Origin of the sequence: Streptomyces sp. NPDC093261 (assembly GCF_044753645.1) — a bacterium.
Lineage (GTDB): Bacteria > Actinomycetota > Actinomycetes > Streptomycetales > Streptomycetaceae > Streptomyces.
In genome coordinates this window covers 196714-214629 of sequence record NZ_JBIVNO010000005.1, presented here as the reverse complement: position 1 = coordinate 214629, position 17916 = coordinate 196714, and the positions used below count along the sequence as shown (strand labels likewise).

The following is a 17916-nucleotide window of genomic DNA, read 5'->3' as shown; positions in this document are numbered from 1 at the left end:
ACAACTGGCGGGCGGCCACAGCCCGCTGGGGCCGCGGTCCGGTGTCCTGCACCCCCTGGGTCCCCGGCGGCCGGGCCGCCCGCTCCGGGTCAACTCTGCGCCCGGGCGAGGCCGCCCGGCAGACCGGGTTGTGCCGGGGGTCTGGCGTTCCAGGCCCCGACACGGCCCCCCACGCTCCCCGCCCGCTTGCGATAATGACTCAATGGCAGCAGTGGACGCGCGGGGCACCGAGCTCGGCAGGTATCTGAAGGCCCGCAGGGCGCAGGTGCGCCCGGAGGATGTCGGCCTCCCGGTCGGCGCGGGCCTGCGACGCACTCCAGGACTCCGCCGGGAGGAACTGGCCGCGCTGGCCGGGGTGAGCGTCGACTACTACATCCGCCTGGAGCGCGGCCGGGAGACCAACCCGTCCCCCGCCGTCGTGGACGCCCTCGGCCGTGCCCTGCGGCTGCGCGGCGATGGTTACGAACGCCTTCACGAGCTCGCGGAGTTGGCCTCCGGCCGGGTCTCCGAGCTGCCGGCCTGTTCGGACCACACCGTCCGCGACTCGGTACTGCGGATGCTGGAGTCGGTGCGACCGCTGCCGGCCTATGTGGTGAGCCGCTACAACCGTGTGCTGGCCGCGAACCCGCCCGGCCGGCGGCTGCTGCCCGGGCTCTGGGACTGGCCCCAGCACCAGCGCAACCTGACTCGCTATCTCTTCCTCCACCCGATCGGCCGGACCCTCTACGAGCCGTGGGAGGACACGGTCGCGCACTCGGTGGCGCATCTGCGGGCGGTCGGCGGCGCCGATCCGGACGACCCGGAGCTGACCGCGCTCGTCGGTGAACTGACGCTGAAGTCCTCAGACTTCGCGCGCCTCTGGGAGCGGTACGACGTCTGCGAGCGCGGCGGTGGGCAGAAGTCCTTCCGGCATCCGAAGGTCGGGCCGATGACCTTGACCTACGAGGTCATGCGACTGGCCCGGACGGGCGGCCAGCGCATGGTGGTCTACCAGGCAGCCCCCGGCACCCCGGACGAGGAGGCCATGATTCGCCTGGAGTCCGCCGACGCCCGGCCGCCTCTCCTTGAAGTCATCGGCCGCGCAGGCCTGTGACTCGAGCGGGTGAAGTGCCGGGGCGTCCCGTACCGCCTCACCCGCCCAGGACGAGCGCCTCACCCGCAAGGACTACCGGCTTCGCGCGCGCAGAGTCCGGTGTGGACCACGCACGGGGCGCCGGGGAACCCCACGGGGGCCGGCCGCTGCCGGGACCTGAACGGAAATGCCCGGGTCCGGCCGCGGGATGAGGCCCGCGGATGCGCCCCCGCCGTGCTCGGTCGCCACGGCGGCCCCGGGACCCACCACCGGCGCCACCACCAGCGCAAGCGCCATCGCAGCCGCCGCACACAGCCACCTGCGGTCGGCGACCGTCCCTGCCGTCGTCCACCGAAGCGTTCTTGCTTTCACGCCCACCAGGCGCTTTCGTTGCCGGGCATCCGACGAACCCACCCGAGCCGTCCCGGGTGGCGCACGGGACAGAGGCCGCGAAATCGACGACCTCCACGCAAGGGCCGGCAACCATCCGAACGGCGCGCTCACCGACGGAAGCCCTCACGTGGCCGATAGTCGCGGGCGCGGGCTCGTGGGCACCCGGGTCACCCGCACCGCTCGGATAACATGATCGACGTTACGACCCCTTCACTGGAAATTCACCTAACAACTCACAAATCGGCCGAACACTTGATACCTAGAGCATCACGGGTGTTTTCGCGAATAAACTCCATAATTACGCCCGCCGCGTGGCGTCAACCGAGGGCGGTGCTGTGGGCCACGGCGGGTGTGGCGGCCCTCGGATTCCTTGTCACGCTGGAGATCGCCGCGCGCCGCTACGGCGCCCCAGGGCCGATCACCAGCCAGGCGCAAGAGGTGATATTCCCGCCTAAATCCGGCTTCCTGTTGTATGCCGGTATGGCGTTGACAATGGTGGTGCTCACCTGGCGGCAACGGCTCATCGCGGCTGGTGCCGCGATCGGCATCGACGCCGCCTTTGTCCTGGTGCGGTGGGCGGCCGGCGTCAAAGTGACCGAGGGGCACCCCTTCGGCAACGGCGCGTTGTGGGTCATTCTGGGTTGTTTGGTCACCGCTCTCACGCGCCGCAGAGGCCAGGAACGCGTCCTGCTGCTGAAGGGCGTCGGGCTGGGCCTGCTGCTGGTGACCGGCCGCAAGACGGGCGATATCTGGCTACTCGTCACGTCGAAGACGCGCCCGGCGGTTCTCGACCAGTACGCGGCAACCGCCGATCATGCGCTGGGCAACCCGTCGTGGCTGGTAGGCCGGATTGTCAGGGCCACCGGCCCGATCGGCGCCCACGTTCTCGACTACGTCTACATTCAACTTGCCGTGGCCGCGGTCGTCGTAGCGCTGTATCAACTGCGGAAAGTGGCGGTCGAGCGCCGCTTCCCGCCCCATCATCTGGTGCGCACCTTTCTGGTCATCGGTCTCCTTGGGCCGGGCATCTACATGATCTTCCCGGTGGTCGGACCGGTCTTCGCCTATGGCGACGGCGGCGGGCACTGGGCGGTGGCCAACCTGTGGCCGGGCTCGCTGCCGCCGATCAACACCCCGCACCGGATGCCATTCGACGCGATGACCCCACGCAACTGCATGCCCAGCCTGCATACAGCGTGGGCTACCGCGATTTTCGTCCATTCCCGCAAGGGTCCGCGGATTCTGCGATGCGCAGGAGCGTTCTGGCTGTTTGCCACGCTCACCGCAACGCTGGGATTCGGCTACCACTATGGCGTGGATCTCGTTGCCGGTGTGGTGTTCGCCCTCACGATCGAGGCAGCGCTGCGCTCGCTCGAACGCGGCTGGGATCGGTCGGGCGTCCAGCTTGTCACCTACGGCGCAACGGTCTTCGCTGCGCTCTTGGTGTCGTATCGCTATCTGCCGAAGGAGATGGCCGAACATCCGTGGGTGTCCGGACCGCTTCTCATCCTGGCGATGACCTCGGTGGTCAACGGCTACGTACGGACCACCGGAGTCTGGGAGCCGCAGTCCGCACCAGTGCGGCAACCGGAGCCGCAACCCGCACTGAGCGATGTCCAGTGAGGGAGTCCGTGCCCTCCAAGTCGAGGCTGCGTGAAGATCCCTGCTCACCGCGACGCCCCACAAGTCCCGGCGGTGAGGCGTTTCAGACCCAGGAGTACTACAGCGGCGCGGGCGGCCTCCTGCACGGCGGCAGTCAATCACGAGGTAAAGGGTTCGACATCGTCCGTTCAACGGCCTTGTTCTGTGCATGACTCGTTCGATGGGATGCGCGGAGACCACTTCGAGATCACTTCGTGAGACCGAGACCACTTCATCGACTCCGAACCACAGGGGGATTCATGCGCATAGCCCGTACCGGGCGGGGCGTCGCGGCTGCCACGTCCGTCGCCGCCCTCGCGGTCACCGCACTGGCGACCGCAGCGCCCGCCGCCGTACCGCACACCCTGGCGGTACCGGCCGTCGTCGGGCACACCCTGGTCCACGGCGTGAGCAGCCCGCTCTCCAGCGAGCAGTGCCAGGCCAAGTGGCACATCAACTGCTACGGCCCGCTGCAGTACCGCACGGCGTACGACCTGAACGCCCTCTACCGCAAGGGCGTCACGGGCAAGGGCCGCACCATCGTCATCGTCGACTCGTACGGTTCCCCGACCGTCCAGCACGACCTCGACGTCTACAGCAAGCAGTTCGGTCTGCCCAGCACCAAGGTGAGGGTGGTCAAGTGGGGGCATGTCCCCGCCTTCGACCCCAAGAACACCGACATGACCGGCTGGGCCGGCGAGACCACCCTGGACGTCGAGATGGCGCACGCGGTGGCACCCGATGCCAAGATCGTCGTGGTGGAGACGGCGGTCTCCGAGACCGAGGGCACCACCGGTCTGCCGGAGATGATGTCCGCCGAGAAGTACCTGATCGACCACGGCGTCGGCGACGTCATCAGCCAGAGCTTCGGTGCCACGGAGAACACCTTCCCCGGTTTCGGCAAGGGCGACTTCTCCAGCATCAAGAACCTGCGGTACGCCTTCCAGGACGCGAACCGCAAGCACGTGACCGTGCTGGCCGCCTCCGGTGACGGCGGCGCGACCGACCTCAAGGCGGACGGCAAGACGTACTACAAGCAGCGCGTCAACTCCTGGCCCTCCTCGGACCCGCTGGTCACCTCGATCGGCGGTACCCAGCTCCACCTGAACGACAAGGGCGACCGCGTCAAGCCGGACAGCGTGTACAACGACTACGGCTCCGGTGGCGGCGGCCAGTCCCACGTCTTCACGCGCCCGGGCTTCCAGAACGGCGTGAAGAGCGTCGTCGGCAACCGCCGCGGCACCCCGGACATCTCGATGTCCGCCGCGGTCAACGGCGGCGCCTGGATCTACTCCAGCTACGACCCGACCGCCGTCGGCTGGGACGTCAGCGGCGGCACCAGCGAGGCCACCCCGCTCTTCTCGGGCATCGTCGCCCTCGCGGACCAGGCGGCCGGCCACCGGGTGGGCAACATCCAGAAGTCCCTGTACGACCTCTACGCCCACCACGCCAAGAGCAACGGCATCGTCGACGTCAACGACGGCACCGACAACAGCTACCAGGGTGTGACCGGCTACAAGGCCGTCAACGGCTACGACCTCGCCACCGGCGTCGGCACCGTGGACGCCCTCCGCTTCGTCCCGGCTCTGGCCAGGGCGAGCCGCCACGGCTGACCCTCCCTGATGCCACACGGACGGCCCGGGTTCCATACCGGGGCCGTCCGTTTCAGTTGTCTCCCCGGTCTCCCGTTCCGATCCGGGGCCGGCTGGGGCGGGCAGCCTCGCATGTACGGGTCCGGTGGGAGCCGGCAGCCGCGCGCGTACGGGGCTGGTGGGGCCCAGCGGCGGCCGCACGGCAACGGATCGCCGGCTCCGCGACTCCAACGGCGGCTGACCCGGGCCGAGGCCGTCGGGCAGGCCCTCGTTCCGAGGGCAGGCCGTGAGCGGCGCGGAATTGCTGCTGGTCCGGTGGTAGCGGTGGTGGCGAACGGGTGGGTCATCGGCGGAGGCGGAACTGAGGGCCGTACGTCTCCTCGGTGCCGGCGATAGGCATCTCCATCAACTCCACGGCAGGAGTCTCCAGCCTGCGCATACGACGCACAGCGGTCCTCAGGCTGTGGGGGTCGCCTTCGCCCCACGCCGTGTCGAGCGCTTCCAGGACAGTGGTGTACGTGCTGTCGAAGTCTTCCAGGAGCCGCCGGGCCCCGGCGGGCGACCGGTCCCAGCCGCCCGCCGGGACCATGGACATGGGCCGCGTGTCGGGGAAGGGAATCGGCGGTCCGGTGAACCGCCACTCGCCGCCGGCCTCACGCAGTTGCCGACCGTGGTAGATCTCGGCGAAGGCGTAGTAGTGCGCCATGTGGCCGTCGCCCATGCCGTCGGTCGGGGAGACCGAGGTGCCTTCCCCCTGGTCCTTGATGATCTCGATCGAGCGCTCGATGTCCTCAAGGGTCTTGGCAGGTCTGAGTGTGTCCTCACCGATGCGTTCGTGCATCTGCCGGTCGACGGAAAGATCGGGTGCCACCACCCGGAATGCCTTCAGCACTTCGTCGTAGAAGTGGCCGATGCTGAGGGGTTCACCCGCGCTGTCGGTCAGTGCTGCCGCAGGCGCCTCGATGCCCATCATCACGTCCCGCACGAGTGCCTTGGTCAAGCCCGACAGGTACACGTTGACCCCTGGATGCACCCCACCCGGCAACGGACCCGGGTAGACCGGTGCCGACTCCTTGATCCGCGGCCGGCCCCCCAACCCCACCAGCAGATTGCAGACGATACCGAGGTGATACATCTCGTCGGAGATGATGCGCCGGATCAGCCGGGCGGCATCACACTTGCGGTCCTTGATGGACCACCAGCCGCACAGATAGGGCGGGATGGTGGAGAACTCGATTCTCACAGCCACCTGAAGCGCCGATCTGAGCCAGCCGACGCCGCGGTTCTCCTCGGGGACGGCGACCAGGCGGGCCACGGTCCCGTGTTGCGGTGGGGCGTACCGTTCGGGCTCCGAACGTCTGGGGCCGTGGGTGAAAGCGGCCACAGAGACCGGTGTGCCCGCCGCCAAGGCGGCCGACGCCAGGACGCTACGACGCCGAACAGGAACACCGGCCGACTCCTCGGGAAACCCACTCGCCTTCGCCACCGCCGCCTCCGCACCCGCCGGTGATCCCGGCATCGCCCTCGAACCAGGTGAGCGAAGCTAGCAGCCTCGCCCGGTCTCTCCGTGGTGCCTGCAGCACACGACGCGCCCCATCACGCCATCGGTCCAGGCCCGGGAACCAAGCGGCCATCGGCCCCGACCACATACAGATTGAGGTGACCGGGATTCGCGGTACGGGTCCCGTTTCGGACCGGCCCTGCGGGCTGGGGCACAACGGAGTCGTTCATGCCGGTCGCGATCGCCAGGTCCGACACAGGGCGAGGGGCCTGACTACCGCGGGGCCATGAAGAGGGGAGGGCGGCGAGGCCAGGAGAGCGGGGAGAAACGCTCGGCCCAGGCGGGAAGGATGTGGCCGGGGCTCGCCGAAGGTGACGATGACATGGCGGATCCGGTGTCCGTCGATGAGGCGGTGGTTGACGTGCCGTCCACCCCGTCCTCGGTGTCCTCGTCGCCCTGCGGGACGGCTGGACCGCCAAGGTCACGAACACAAAGCTCAAGACACCGGTCAAGACCGACGACGGCACCATCACCGACACGGCGTCCGAGATCACCTGGACCGGCGGCAAAATCGACCCCGGGCACTTCGTGGACTTCGATGTGGCCTTCGGTCAGCTGCCCGACGGCACCGACCAGCTGACCTCACAGCCAAAGACGCACAGGACCAGGGAAGCGGCGCGCCGGCCACCTCGCCGGCGGCCCGGAAGGGCTCCGACAGCTCCGACTCGACCGTGTCCAGCAGCGACTCGACGGCCCGTGGGCTCGGTGTCACCGGATTGATCGTGGGTGTGCCGGCCCTGGCCGCGGCGGCCTTCGCCATCGTGCGCAGCCGCTCCGGCGGATCTCGGCCCGAGTGAGCTGGGGTGCTCTGCCGACGGTGAGCCGTCGGCAGAGCACCCGTCCGCCGAGCGGTCGTCTTTCTTGTGGCGCACGCCGAAGGACTTCCGGAACTCGGCCCTCGGTCTCTGCGACCGCTCCAACGGGTGACGTGGACCCGACTGCCTGTCGAGCGGTTCCCGGGTGCGCCGGCCCGTGTCCCGTTCCGTGGCCGCCGGCGTCGTACCTCGGCCCGGCACGCGCTCGTCCGCCCGCGGCGCCACACCGCTCTCCAGAACGCCACACCCGGCCCCCGAGGCCACCGTCGGCGCCGGGACCGATGTGGTGGCGCTGACCGTCGGCAGTCTGACGTCCGGCATCGCGGCGAAGATCAGGGCGGCCGGACCGGACGGCAAGGAGATCCCGGTCGGGCAGCCGCTCGTCACCGACACGGACGGCCACCACAGGAGTCGGTGCGACGGCAGAGCGAGTTCCGGAAGTCCGCCACGAGCGTGGTCACATCGGTCGCGGTACGGCTGCCGGCTCGACATCGTGGTCATGGGCTTGCCGTGCCTGACGGCGAGCCAGGCAGCGTCTGCCTGCTCGCAGGCTGAACGGCCGCGTTCCGCGCGGGGGCGACCGGGCGGGCTTCAGGACCGTCCGGCGCTGAGTGTGCCGGCAGATGCCGGCGGCTCAACCTCTTGCCGACCGCCGGCTTGGCCGCGTCGGGCGGAAGCCGACGCACCCAGCGTCGTCGCCCCCTGGCGAGCCGGGCCACGCCCAGCTCCCCGACTCATGTGGGCGGGCGATTGCGTCGATTGCGCCAGGACCCCTGGGTGCTCCACCGCCGGTGTCGCGGCGACGCCCGCTCTGCGTGGCAGGGCCGAGCAGGTGGCGATCCCTGTGCCTCGGCCCGCGTGATCTCGTCCCTGCGTCGGTCTTGGCTGAGCGCGAGATCGAATGTGGTCCGTGACTGGTCCGGAAACCCTGCCAACTGAGGCCGTATGCCTTCGGATCGTCCTTGTCACGTCATGGACAGTGACTGCGGCAGTCGGGTGCCTGAGGCGCAACGTTCGCTCCAGGCACCCGACTTCAGGTTCTAGAAGAACCCAAGCTTCTTCGGCGAGTAGCTCACCAGCAGGTTCTTCGTCTGCTGGTGGTACAGCGCAAGCAGCTCGCTGACCTGCGAATATGGCAGCCGTGGGGATCTTGCCGGGACTGCTGGCCCGGGAATGGTCCGGATCTTGACTGATGCAGACCTTGGGGCTGCGGCTCTGTTGGATTGGCCGTAGCCGCCCGCTCCGAGGTGACGGTCCCACCTGGCACAGGTTGTAGAGACCGTCTTCAGGCGTCCACGTCAGTCCAGGGCGGGTGCGTAAGAGCAGGTCAGGGCGTCGCGGTCCGAGGGAGTCGGCGTAGTTGGTGACAGACGTGTGACAGCGCCTGTGACAGGGCGGTGATAGGGCAATGCCGCGCCGGGGAGCATGCTGGCGGGGCCTCTGCCCGGAGCCACGAGACGAAGCCCCACCGGAGCACTCCGGTGGGGCTTCGTCTCGAGCTCGACTGTGCTTGCGCGCATGACGCGCTCGGCTCCTCGTGCAGTTGGTGTTCCTGCGATGCGCTCGGCGACGCTGGATTTGCGATCGCAGCCAGCAAGACAGGGATCATCCGTGAGGCGCGGTGTGCACTGCTCGGGCGGGCTCAGCGGTATGCCGACTGTCGGTGGATGTGTGACGTCGTGGCCACCGTTGATGCTGCACCCGTGACGAAACCGGGCTTGGTCGTACGTGCCGGACGTTCTGCGGTGACAGGGCACAATAGTCCGCACGCGGTGGCTGGGGGAGCGGCTCTGGGGAGGGCGTCGTGAAGTTCAGAAAGCGAACGCTAGAAATGCTCGGCGACCTCATTTGCGGAAACCTCGGTGCGGCAGATCCTCAAGCTGAGGCCGAGCCTGCATCTTTCCCGTATCGCTCGAGCAGCTACATCACCGAGTTCTTCGCGGAACTCGACATGGATTTCGAGCACGACGGTTCGACGCGGCACCGCTGGGTCGCTGGAGTGCTGGAACAATTATTGGCGGAGCCGCACGAGGGGCCTTCACACCCACCGGAGTCCTTCTGCAGGGTGATCGACCACCTGATGAGTCCGGCGGATGCCCTCAATGAGGGTCTCGACCGGCCCAATGCCCTGCGCTTGCTGAACAATGCGCTCGCCCGGGAAGGGTTCGAAGCCTTCTACGGGGAGGATAAGCACTGCTACCTGCGGCACATCGGAACGAACACTGTCTCGATGTTGGCCAAGAACCCGCATCGTCCTCTGAGCGCCGCCGAGATGCAGCGGCGTACAGCACTTGCTGCGTTCCTGGACACGTGCAGTGAGGATGCACTCATTGAGGAGGTGCTGCTGCCACTCTTCCGTCAACTGGGCTTCCACCGGATCACTGCAGCCGGGCACCGGGACAAGGCGCTGGAGTACGGCAAGGACATCTGGATGCGGTACACCCTGCCGACCCAGCACTTCCTGTACTTCGGCATCCAGGTGAAGCGCGGGAAACTGGACGCCACCGGAAAGTCCAGGGCGGGCAATGCCAACATCGCTGAGATCCACAATCAGGCTCTGATGATGCTGGCGCACGAGATCTTCGACCCCGAGACCAACCGGCGCGTCCTCGTCGACCATGCGTTCATCGTGGCCGGCGGGGAGATCACCAAGGCTGCACGCAACTGGCTGGGCAACGCGTTGGACGCGGCGAAGCGTAGCCAGATCATGTTCATGGATCGCGACGACATTTTGAACCAGTTCGTGGTGACCAACCTGCCGCTTCCCGTAGGTGTGCTGCCGGGTGCGACGCCATCCGGTGGTACCGCGAAAGCGTCATTCTGATGCTCGTTCGGGGCCTGCGGCCTCAGGCGGACCGGCCGACGTGGCCGGGGATACGGCCGTCAGCAAAGCTGCCAGGGGGCCTGGCCGCGACCGCGGCGACGGAGTTGGGGCGGGTCGGCAGCACGAACCAGACGCTCTTTCCCCGGCTGTGGTGGCGGACGCCTCGCGCGCCGGCGAGCGCGTTCAGCAGGGGTATCCTTCGGCCGGACTCGGTAGGATCCTCGACGGCGGTGTCCGGCGTCAGGCTGCCCCGCAGGGGTGCGGCCTCACCACCGACCAGCTCGAGACGGGTTGGTGCGCCGCCCTCTGCCGCATTGTGTTCGGTGCGCCCGGGTCCTCAGCTCGGGTCCTCGACCTCGCACTCCAGCAGGCCCCACCGCAACTGGGCGGTGACCAGAACGCGGCAGGTGTTCCGGGCGCGCAGAACGGCATTGCTGACCAGTTCACTCAGCAGCAGGACCGCCGACTCCGCGCTGTCCTTTGACACGGCCCACCCCGCCATGACAGCCCGCAGCCAACAGCGGGTGTCACGGGCGTCCCTGGGTGGCGGAGTTACCGATGGCCAGGCCCTCGGCGAAGTTGTACAGGCCGATGCCGGTGGCGATCATCAGGGGGAGCGAGCCCGCCTGGCTGCGGGTGCGAGGATCCAGCTCGGCGGAGGCGACCAGGCGGGGGCCCATGAAGAGATACAGGAACCCCGGCAGCAGCATCTGCGCGACGAGGAGGAGCGGGGTGGCGGCCAGCAGGCGGCGGCTGGATCCGCCGGCCAGCCCGGAGAAGACGATCACGTAGTCCACGCACGGACACAGCAGCACCAGTAGCACCCCGAGCCGGACGGCTTGGTCGGCGGGCAGCAAGGCGATCATCCCGGCGACGACCAGCGGCACCACTACGAAGTTCACCACCAGCGCCGCGGTCAGGAACCGGCCGTCGCGCAGCGAGCGGACCAGTTCGGCGGCCGGGACCTGGAGGAAGGTGACGAACAGCAGGGCGCCGAGGACGGGGTTGATGGCGTGCTCCAGCCCTGGGCCGACGTCCGGGGCGAGCCAACCCAGCAGTCCTCCGGCGGCCATCGCCGCGAGGTAGATCGCGACCTGGTGGTGTTCCATCCGTTCGACCAGGCCCTGCGGTCCCTGCTCAGGCACCCCGACTGCTCCTTCGCCCTCGTACCGGCTGCCCGGCGGCAGCCGCATGCGCATCCACACAGGCCCTCCCACCGGCGCGGACACCGGCGGTATCTGTAGTCCTCAGTGCATCGGTGCGCTGTCCTTGGGCGGCGGACCGACGCTGGGCATGCCGAGATCGGCGCGGGCCGGGGTGGTGCGGCACACCGCGCGACGTCGGCGCACGACGAAGAATCCCACTCCGGCGGCCACGGCCAGCACCGCGAGGGCGGGCATCCACAGGGCCCCGATCGCCGAGGTGACGCCGATGCCGCCGAGCACCGCCAGGAGGGGGCCCACGCAGCACACCGCGCAGGCGGCCAGGGCGGCCGCGCCGGCGCCGAGGGTGCCCCAGGTGCGGGACGGGCGGGAGGACGACGGGCTCATGCGGGTGCTCCGAAGAGATGGGCCAGCATCCCGGCGGCGTTCTCGGGTGCTCGCACGTTCAACTGGATGGCGCTGGGGGTCAGGTGCAAGGTGAAGTCGAAGAACGCGCAGCAGCCTTGTTCGGCCGCGGCAAGCGCCGCGAGCCGTCCGGCGAGCTCGACGTCCGGCGGGAAGGACAGCCGCAGCCCGTCGGTGATCTCCTCGCGCTGTTCGGCCTTCTCCACCAGCGCGCGCCACTGCTCGGTTCGCTCGCCGAGCTCGGCGCCGCCGAGGGTGCAGGCGACCGGGGCATCCCGCCACTCCTCCGGATCCGGGCCTACCGTCCGGTCGGCAGCGGGGCGGGTCGGTGAGAGCGTTACCAGCACTGGCCCGGCCTGCGGGGTGCTGGTCGTGGTGCAGCCGCAGTCCGGGCCGCATGCGCCATCGGGCGCCGGGCCGGACAACTCGATGTGGACTGCAGCCAGGTGGGCGGAGAAGGCGAGCAGCTCGGCGATCCGGCCGTCGGTGTCCGCGATCCGGTCGGCGATCAGCGGCAGCATCCGGGCCCGTACCGAGGCGCACACGCCCGCCTGGCGGATCTCCAGCAGGTCGCGGATCTCCTCCAGCGCCAGGCCCAGCAGTTTCGCCGAAGAGATGAAAGCCAGCCGCTCCACCGCGTCCTCGCCATAGACGCGGTATCCGGAGGCGGTGCGCCCAGCCGGCAGCAGTCCGGCGCTCTCGTAGAAACGCAGTGTCGTGGCCGGGAGACCGGATCGCTCGGCCAGGTGTGAGATGCGGTAGGTCGTCACACCGCCGACGGTAAACCTTCAACCCGACTCGAAGGTCAAGCCCCACTAACGGCCGGTCCGGCGGCCGTCAGCCGTGGCTGGGAGGCCGAGCTCACCGAGCAGGCCGCGTACGCGCTGCTCGATCTCGTCCCGGATCGGGCGGACAGCGCCGACGCCCTGGCCGGCCGGGTCATCCAGCTGCCAGTCGAGGTACCGCTTGCCCGGGAAGACGAGGCAGGTGTCCCCGCAGCCCATGGTGATGACCACGTCAGACGCCTGCACCGCCTCGGAGGGAGAGGCATCTCCATCAGGTCCATGGCAGGAGTTTCCAACCTGCGCATAGACGCACAGCGGTCATCAGACTGCGAGGGTCGCCTTCGCCCCGCCTTGAGTAGGTGCCCTCGGCGCGTGCATTGGTTTTCGTCGTACAAATCTAACGGCCGCCCGGGGCACCGTGGTTACGCCCGCGCGCGCCGTGCAGCATCGGGCGGCAGGTCAGGTCACAGACGGGTGGTGAACCGTCCGTCGGGCAGTTTGCGCAGCGAGCGGATGCTGGGCCGCTTCGCAGGTCCCCCCGATCCAGGCCGCAGGCTGGCCAATTCTTGACCGTACGCGGCCAGTTGTTTACGTGATGGGTCTATGCGTGTCAACCAGGGGCTCGTCACACTTCAGGGCAGTTCCACCACGCACAGCACACGCACAGATGCCCACCGGCGGCCCCCAAGTTCCACGGCTCTGGGCTGCCGGACCGCCCCCGCGCCTCCGGGAGTATCTCCGTGCTCAAGAAGAACAGATGGTGGATTTACCTGGCGGCCACCCTGGCCGCCACGCTCGCGACGGTACTGTCCCTGACCGCCACCAGCAGCAGCGCCGGAGCGCGCTATCACTCAACTCCCGACGCCGAGGAACACGAGGACGTGGTCGCCAAGAGCGCTGCCACTACGGGAAGTTGCGGTGTGGAGCGGTGGTCGGTGAAGACCGGCACCGACGCCGATGCCGGGTCGATCAACCTACAGTCCACCACCTCGACCACCATCGCGTCGCTCGACGCGCTCCCCGCCCCTTCCTCGCTCCCGGCCAACAACCGGGTGAAGCCGACGGAGACCACCGTCTACCGGCTTCAAGCGACGCTGACGCAGTACAAGCTCGAAGCCGACTCCGATTACCACCTGGTCCTCAGCGACGGCTCCGGGCACACGATGATCGGCGAGATCCCGGACCCTGCGTGCGTCGGCGGCGGCAGCCCGCTGCTGTCCAGCATCCAGAAGGCGCGTGGCGAGTTCGACGCGAAGTACACGGCTACCGGTAGCTTCCAGACGGCAAACGTGCCCGTCTCCCTCACCGGCGTGGGCTTCTTCGACTTCAACCACGGCCAGACCGGGGTCGCCCCCAACGCCATCGAACTGCACAGCGTGCTGGACGTGCAGTTCGGTACCGGCACGGGCGGCAGCGTCACGGTCACCAGCCCCGGCAGCCAGTCCGGCACGGTCGGTACGGCGGTCTCGCTGCCTATTTCCGCGACCGACACCGCGGGTGGGACGCTAAGTTATTCGGCGACCGGCCTGCCCCCTGGTCTGTCGGAGAACTCCAACAGCGGGGTGATCTCGGGTACGCCCACGACGGCTGGCACGTACAGTGTCACGGTCACCGCGCACGACAGCACTGGCCCTTCTGGCAGCACGTCCTTCACCTGGACGGTGAATCCCGCGGGTGGCGGCAACTGCACCCCCGCCCAGCTGATCGGCAACCCGGGTTTCGAGGCGGGCACCTCCGCACCGTGGACCACGGGTTCCGGCGTCATCAGCAACACCTCGGCCGAGCCCCCGCACACCGGCAGTTGGGACGCCTGGCTGGACGGCTACGGCTCCACCCACACCGACACCCTGTCTCAGTCGGTGACCATCCCGGCCGGCTGCACGGCGACCCTCTCCCTCTACCTGCACATCGACACCGCCGAGACCAGCACCACCACCGCCTACGACAAGCTCACCGTCCAGGCGAACTCCACCACACTGGCGACGTACTCCAATCTGAACGCGGCCGGCGGATACGTCCAGAAGTCCTTCAACCTGTCCAGCTTCGCCGGCCAGAGCGTCACGCTGAAGTTCACCGGCACCGAGGACTACACCAACCAGACCTCCTTCGTCATCGACGACACCGCAGTCAACGTCTCCTGAGCCTCAATTGGTCGGCTCCCGGTGTTCCGTGTCGCAGCGTCCGCCGCGACGGAACACCGGCGGGGGCCGGCGGGTGCCCCCATGTCTTTGGCCGAGGGAAGCGGGGGTGTGTTGGGCCGGGGTGCCGGGCAGCATGGCGGGGTGGTGGATCTGCTGTGGGGTGACGTGAGCTGTTACTTCGCCCCGGACTTGATGGGGTCGCTGCCGGACGAGCGTGGCCCGGATGCTTCGTTGGAGGACTGGCAGGCGGTTCTCGATCTTGTCGCGGAGAGGGGCTGGAAGTGCCAGTACTCCGAAGGGGAGGCGGTGCTTCCGGTGCCCCGGGCGGAGGCCGTGCTGTCCCGCCCGGCGGATGCCGGGTGCCCGGACCTGAGGGTCTGGCCGACTGCCGATGTGTTGGCGATCTTTCGTCTTCATGCCGACGATGAAGTCGACTTCGACGTCGACCTGCGGGAGTTGCAGGGCCACGCGCGACTTGATGTGATCTGCGGTTCCGCCGGGAGATCGGACGCCGGTTGGGCCAGCCGGTGTTGATGGATCCGGAGGGCGACTATGGCCATCCGGTGCTCGGCTTCGATGTCGCGACTGATCGAGTCGTTCTCCTCGCTGAGCCGCGGGTCAAGTTACTGAGGCCGCCGGCCGGGGTGCGTAGAAGGCGCCGTCGCTGAGCATCGCGAAGAGGACGTTGGGTCGGCGCCCGGCGAGGCAGAGCAGGGCCTGCCGGCAGCACCGCTGTGGGCTGCGGAGGCCCGGCAGGACGCGGTTCTTGCTGCGGCCCGGTCCGTGAACCGCCGCCTCCAGCAAAAGCTGAACCGTCACGACATTGGGGCGACCGACCTTTGCCTCCAGACCTTCGACCTGAAGGACCCGGCTCCGGGGAAGCCGCGCCTGCGCTTCCCCGGAGACGGGAACACACCGACGTGGCGCGCCCGGCAAGAAGTCGCCAAGTACCTCGCCGCCGGCACCTTCCTGGCCATTCGTAATGTCGCCGCCCACGAGGACGAGGTGTCCCGGACCGAGCAGGAGGCACTGGAGCACCTGGCGACCTTGAGTGTTCTCGCCCGTTGGATCGAGGAGTGCGCAACGGAGTTTGCTGCCTGAAGGGGCGGTTATGGACGCCGCTGAGTTCCCTGCCACTCGGCTCGCGCGACCGTGTCCCGGCAGGACGCCTCAAGCAGCTCGGTGGTCCCTTGGTATGGAGGCCAGGGGATGGCCGATCCGGTCGTGGTAGTCGCTCAGGGTGCGGGGGGAGTCCAAGGCAACCGCACCGACCAGGACGGGGGCGCCGTCGGGGCCGGGGCGGGTGTATCCCGCCACCATGCGCCGCTTGGCGGGATCGCCGTCGAGGATCGTCATGTCGGTGCCGAGCCCGGGCATGCCGGCGGACTGGATGCGTACGCCGTGCTGGTGGGACCAGAAGCGGGGCACTGGGGTGAAGGGAGCGGCGTCCTGGGGGCCTTGGAGGAGAGCGTCGGCGGCGTGGCGGCCCATTTCGATGGCGTTGATCCAGTGCTCGACGCGACGCGGGGTGTCGTCGAAGCGGAGGTTGGGCCAGCGGGCCACATCTCCCGCGGCGACGATGCCGTCGATCGCATAGCCGTCTGCTCCCACCACATGGGTCGTGGGTGCGCAGAGAACGCCGTCGGTGACGTCGAGGCCGGTGTGCCAGAGCCAGTCGGTGCGAGGCATGGTGCCCACGCCGACCACGGCCGCGTCGGCGCGTACGGTCTCGCCGTCCTCCAGCATCACGGTCACGCCGCTGCTGTCCTGGGACCAGCCGGAAACGCCGACGCCGAGGTGGAGGCGGACGCCGTGGTCGCGGTGCAGGTCGCCGACGACGGTGCCGAGGGCGGGGCCGAGGGAGCGGTGGAGCAGGGTGGGGCTGACGTCGATGATCGTGACGTCGACGGCGCGGGTGCGGGCGGTGCAGGCGATCTCGCAGCCGATGAAGCCGCCACCGATCACCGCCACGTGCCGGGCCTTGGCGAGGGCGGCGTCGATGTTGCGGGCGTCAGCCAGGGTGCGCAGCATCCACACCCGCTCGGAGTGCAGTGGGGCGCCGGGCAGGTGGCGGGCCTCTACGCCGGAGGCGATGACCAGGCCGTCGAAGGGGAGCTGTTCGCCGCCTGGCAGGAGTAGTTCCCGCCGGTCGATGTCCAGGCCGAGGGCGCGGGTGCCCAGGCGCCAGGAGGCGTCCAGTTCGGTGTGGGTGACCAGGGCCAGGTCCGGGGGTTGGCGATCGCCCGTGAGGAGCTGCTTGGACAGCGGGGTGCGGTTGTAGGGGCGGTGGGGTTCCTCGCCGATCATGGTGATCTCGCCGCGCCAGCCGAGTTCGCGGAGGCATTCGGCGGCGGACAGGCCGGCGAGGCCGGTGCCGACGACGGCGATTCGGTTGGTGGCCGCGCTCGTCACAGCTTCTCCCGGGTGGTGAGGGTGATGGCCTGCATGGGGCAGCAGCGGGCGGCCTGACGGACCGCCGGGGTGTGGGAGGCGTCGGGGGCGGCGTCGTAGCGCAGACGGCCGTCGGGGCCGAGGTCGAAGACCTGTGGCGCTTCCTGCTGGCAGATGCCGTACAGCTCGCAGTGGTTGTTGTCGACGCTGACCTTCACCGCCGGCGCCGCAGCGGCAGGGGCTGCGGTGGGGACGGTGACGTGCGGGCCGAAGGCGTTGACCGCGGTGTGGGATGCGGACACCGGCGTCACACCTCCTGCGGGGCGATGCGGGTGGCGACCGCGGTGGTGGCCGGCAGCAGCCGCAGCACGAACAGCAGGATGGGAGCGGCGGCGATGCCGAGCACGAAGATGCCGAGCAGGCCGAGCGCCTGGACCTCTGCGGAGGCGGTGATGGTGTGCAGCAGCGACAGGCCGAAGGCGGGATAGGTGAGGTAGTGCACCAGGTGCCAGCGGCGGTAGCCCAGCTTGCGCTGGACCCAGATCGAGACGGCGACCGCGAGGCCGAGCTCCAGACCGATGATGCCGAAGGCGACCTCCGGCTCGCCGCCGTTGACGAACGGGATGACCACGTTGACGTACGAGAAGTGCTGGCCGGTCTGGAATGCGTAGGCGATGCCGTGGATGCAGCCGAAGGCCAGGCAGATCACCGCGAGCATCATGTGCCCGCCGTAGAGGGTCTCGCGTCGCACGCTGCGGCGGGCCCATCCGGTGGTGGTCAGGATGCCGAAGCACACCGCCAGCGCCATCAGCCCGTAGGAGAGGTACCCGGCGAGGGTGGCGACGTGCCGTACGCCCTGGTCGTAGGGGGTGTAGGAGCCCTCTGCGAGGGTGTCGGCGTGAGCGACGGGCATCGCGGCCAGTGACAGGGCGAGGGGCAGGGCCAGTATGGTGGCCCGCGCCGGCCACCGGGTCGTTGCGGTCGAAGCCAAGGTCGTTCTCCTTGAACGGGGTGACGCTATGTGCGACGAACTGCTCCGCCGAAGCAGCACGGCTCCGCGAAGTCTTACACGCTGTGAGACTAGCCTGAGTCTTACAGGATGTGCGACAAAGAAGTGTCCCCGCCCTCGGAAC

12 protein-coding genes and 5 pseudogenes are annotated in these 17916 nt (G+C 68.9%); 8 read left to right on the top strand and 9 right to left on the bottom strand.

The annotated features are described in order from the left end of the window. Positions 1–202: 202 nt before the first annotated feature. The 3 genes from ACIP94_RS15005 to ACIP94_RS14995 all read left to right on the top strand — a co-directional run bounded on the left by ACIP94_RS15005 (position 203) and on the right by ACIP94_RS14995 (position 4719). Positions 203–1093, top strand: a complete 891-nt coding sequence (locus ACIP94_RS15005) for a helix-turn-helix domain-containing protein (RefSeq protein WP_402424732.1) — start codon at positions 203–205, stop codon at positions 1091–1093. Positions 1094–1795: 702 nt separating this feature from the next. Continuing rightward, entirely contained in the window at positions 1796–3088 is a 1293-nt protein-coding gene (locus ACIP94_RS15000) for a phosphatase PAP2 family protein (protein ID WP_402424729.1), read from the top strand. 278 nt (positions 3089–3366) lie between these two features. After that, positions 3367–4719 carry a S8 family serine peptidase gene (locus ACIP94_RS14995; RefSeq protein WP_402424726.1) on the top strand — a complete coding sequence of 451 codons (1353 nt, stop codon included), beginning with the start codon at positions 3367–3369 and terminating at the stop codon, positions 4717–4719. 322 nt (positions 4720–5041) lie between these two features. Here the strand turns inward: ACIP94_RS14995 and ACIP94_RS14990 are convergent, their stop codons facing one another. After that, positions 5042–6013, bottom strand: coding sequence for a ferritin-like protein (locus ACIP94_RS14990; protein ID WP_402424723.1), 972 nt, complete (start codon positions 6011–6013; stop codon positions 5042–5044). Positions 6014–6628: 615 nt separating this feature from the next. Here ACIP94_RS14990 and ACIP94_RS14985 point away from each other — a divergent pair. Both ACIP94_RS14985 and ACIP94_RS14980 read left to right on the top strand, forming a co-directional pair. Then, positions 6629–7056, top strand: a pseudogene (locus ACIP94_RS14985) (DUF1775 domain-containing protein); the annotation flags it as partial. Between the two features lie 1822 nt (positions 7057–8878). After that, the gene (locus ACIP94_RS14980; protein ID WP_402424720.1) at positions 8879–9898 is read left to right on the top strand and encodes a hypothetical protein; all 1020 of its coding nucleotides are present in this window, start codon (positions 8879–8881) and stop codon (positions 9896–9898) included. A 337-nt stretch (positions 9899–10235) separates the two neighbouring features. Here ACIP94_RS14980 and ACIP94_RS14975 read toward each other — a convergent pair whose 3' ends face one another. From ACIP94_RS14975 to ACIP94_RS14955, 5 genes and pseudogenes are all read right to left on the bottom strand, one after another. Next, entirely contained in the window at positions 10236–10385 is a 150-nt protein-coding gene (locus ACIP94_RS14975) for a hypothetical protein (RefSeq protein ID WP_311695689.1), read from the bottom strand. Positions 10386–10539: 154 nt separating this feature from the next. Then, positions 10540–11007, bottom strand: a pseudogene (locus ACIP94_RS14970) (bile acid:sodium symporter); the annotation flags it as partial. A gap of 138 nt (positions 11008–11145) precedes the next feature. Further along, positions 11146–11448 carry a hypothetical protein gene (locus ACIP94_RS14965; protein ID WP_402424718.1) on the bottom strand — a complete coding sequence of 101 codons (303 nt, stop codon included), beginning with the start codon at positions 11446–11448 and terminating at the stop codon, positions 11146–11148. After that, the gene (locus ACIP94_RS14960) at positions 11445–12236 is read right to left on the bottom strand and encodes a MerR family transcriptional regulator (RefSeq protein WP_402424716.1); all 792 of its coding nucleotides are present in this window, start codon (positions 12234–12236) and stop codon (positions 11445–11447) included. The genes ACIP94_RS14965 and ACIP94_RS14960 overlap by 4 nt, the downstream gene beginning before the upstream one ends. 45 nt (positions 12237–12281) lie before the next feature. Continuing rightward, positions 12282–12506, bottom strand: a pseudogene (locus ACIP94_RS14955) (phosphotyrosine protein phosphatase); the annotation flags it as partial. A 1157-nt stretch (positions 12507–13663) separates the two neighbouring features. On the opposite strand from ACIP94_RS14955, the pseudogene ACIP94_RS14950 reads away from it, so the two are divergent. The 3 genes and pseudogenes from ACIP94_RS14950 to ACIP94_RS14940 form a co-directional block, all read left to right on the top strand. Continuing rightward, a pseudogene (locus ACIP94_RS14950) lies at positions 13664–14392 on the top strand (putative Ig domain-containing protein); the annotation flags it as partial. 141 nt (positions 14393–14533) lie between these two features. After that, positions 14534–15060 (top strand): annotated as a pseudogene (locus tag ACIP94_RS14945) (hypothetical protein). 49 nt (positions 15061–15109) lie between these two features. Then, positions 15110–15493, top strand: coding sequence for a TIGR02391 family protein (locus tag ACIP94_RS14940; protein WP_402424967.1), 384 nt, complete (start codon positions 15110–15112; stop codon positions 15491–15493). Positions 15494–15562: 69 nt separating this feature from the next. Here the strand turns inward: ACIP94_RS14940 and ACIP94_RS14935 are convergent, their stop codons facing one another. Genes ACIP94_RS14935 through ACIP94_RS14925 form a run of 3 tightly spaced genes read right to left on the bottom strand, consistent with a single transcriptional unit; the run spans position 15563 to position 17774 of the window. Beyond that, positions 15563–16804: an NAD(P)/FAD-dependent oxidoreductase gene (locus tag ACIP94_RS14935; protein ID WP_402424713.1), complete on the bottom strand. Its 1242-nt coding sequence runs from the start codon at positions 16802–16804 to the stop codon at positions 15563–15565. Continuing rightward, the gene (locus tag ACIP94_RS14930) at positions 16801–17085 is read right to left on the bottom strand and encodes a ferredoxin (RefSeq protein WP_402424711.1); all 285 of its coding nucleotides are present in this window, start codon (positions 17083–17085) and stop codon (positions 16801–16803) included. The genes ACIP94_RS14935 and ACIP94_RS14930 overlap by 4 nt, the downstream gene beginning before the upstream one ends. Positions 17086–17090: 5 nt before the next feature. Further along, positions 17091–17774, bottom strand: coding sequence for a ferric reductase-like transmembrane domain-containing protein (locus ACIP94_RS14925; protein WP_402424708.1), 684 nt, complete (start codon positions 17772–17774; stop codon positions 17091–17093). Positions 17775–17916 lie beyond the last annotated feature (142 nt).

Excerpts from the sequence above, each read along its gene's own strand:
- ACIP94_RS14995 (WP_402424726.1), top strand. The coding sequence starts at position 3,367 with ATGCGCATAGCCCGTACCGGGCGGGGCGTCGCGGCTGCCACGTCCGTC.
- ACIP94_RS15005 (WP_402424732.1), top strand. The coding sequence starts at position 203 with ATGGCAGCAGTGGACGCGCGGGGCACCGAGCTCGGCAGGTATCTGAAG.
- ACIP94_RS14965 (WP_402424718.1), bottom strand. The coding sequence starts at position 11,448 with ATGAGCCCGTCGTCCTCCCGCCCGTCCCGCACCTGGGGCACCCTCGGC.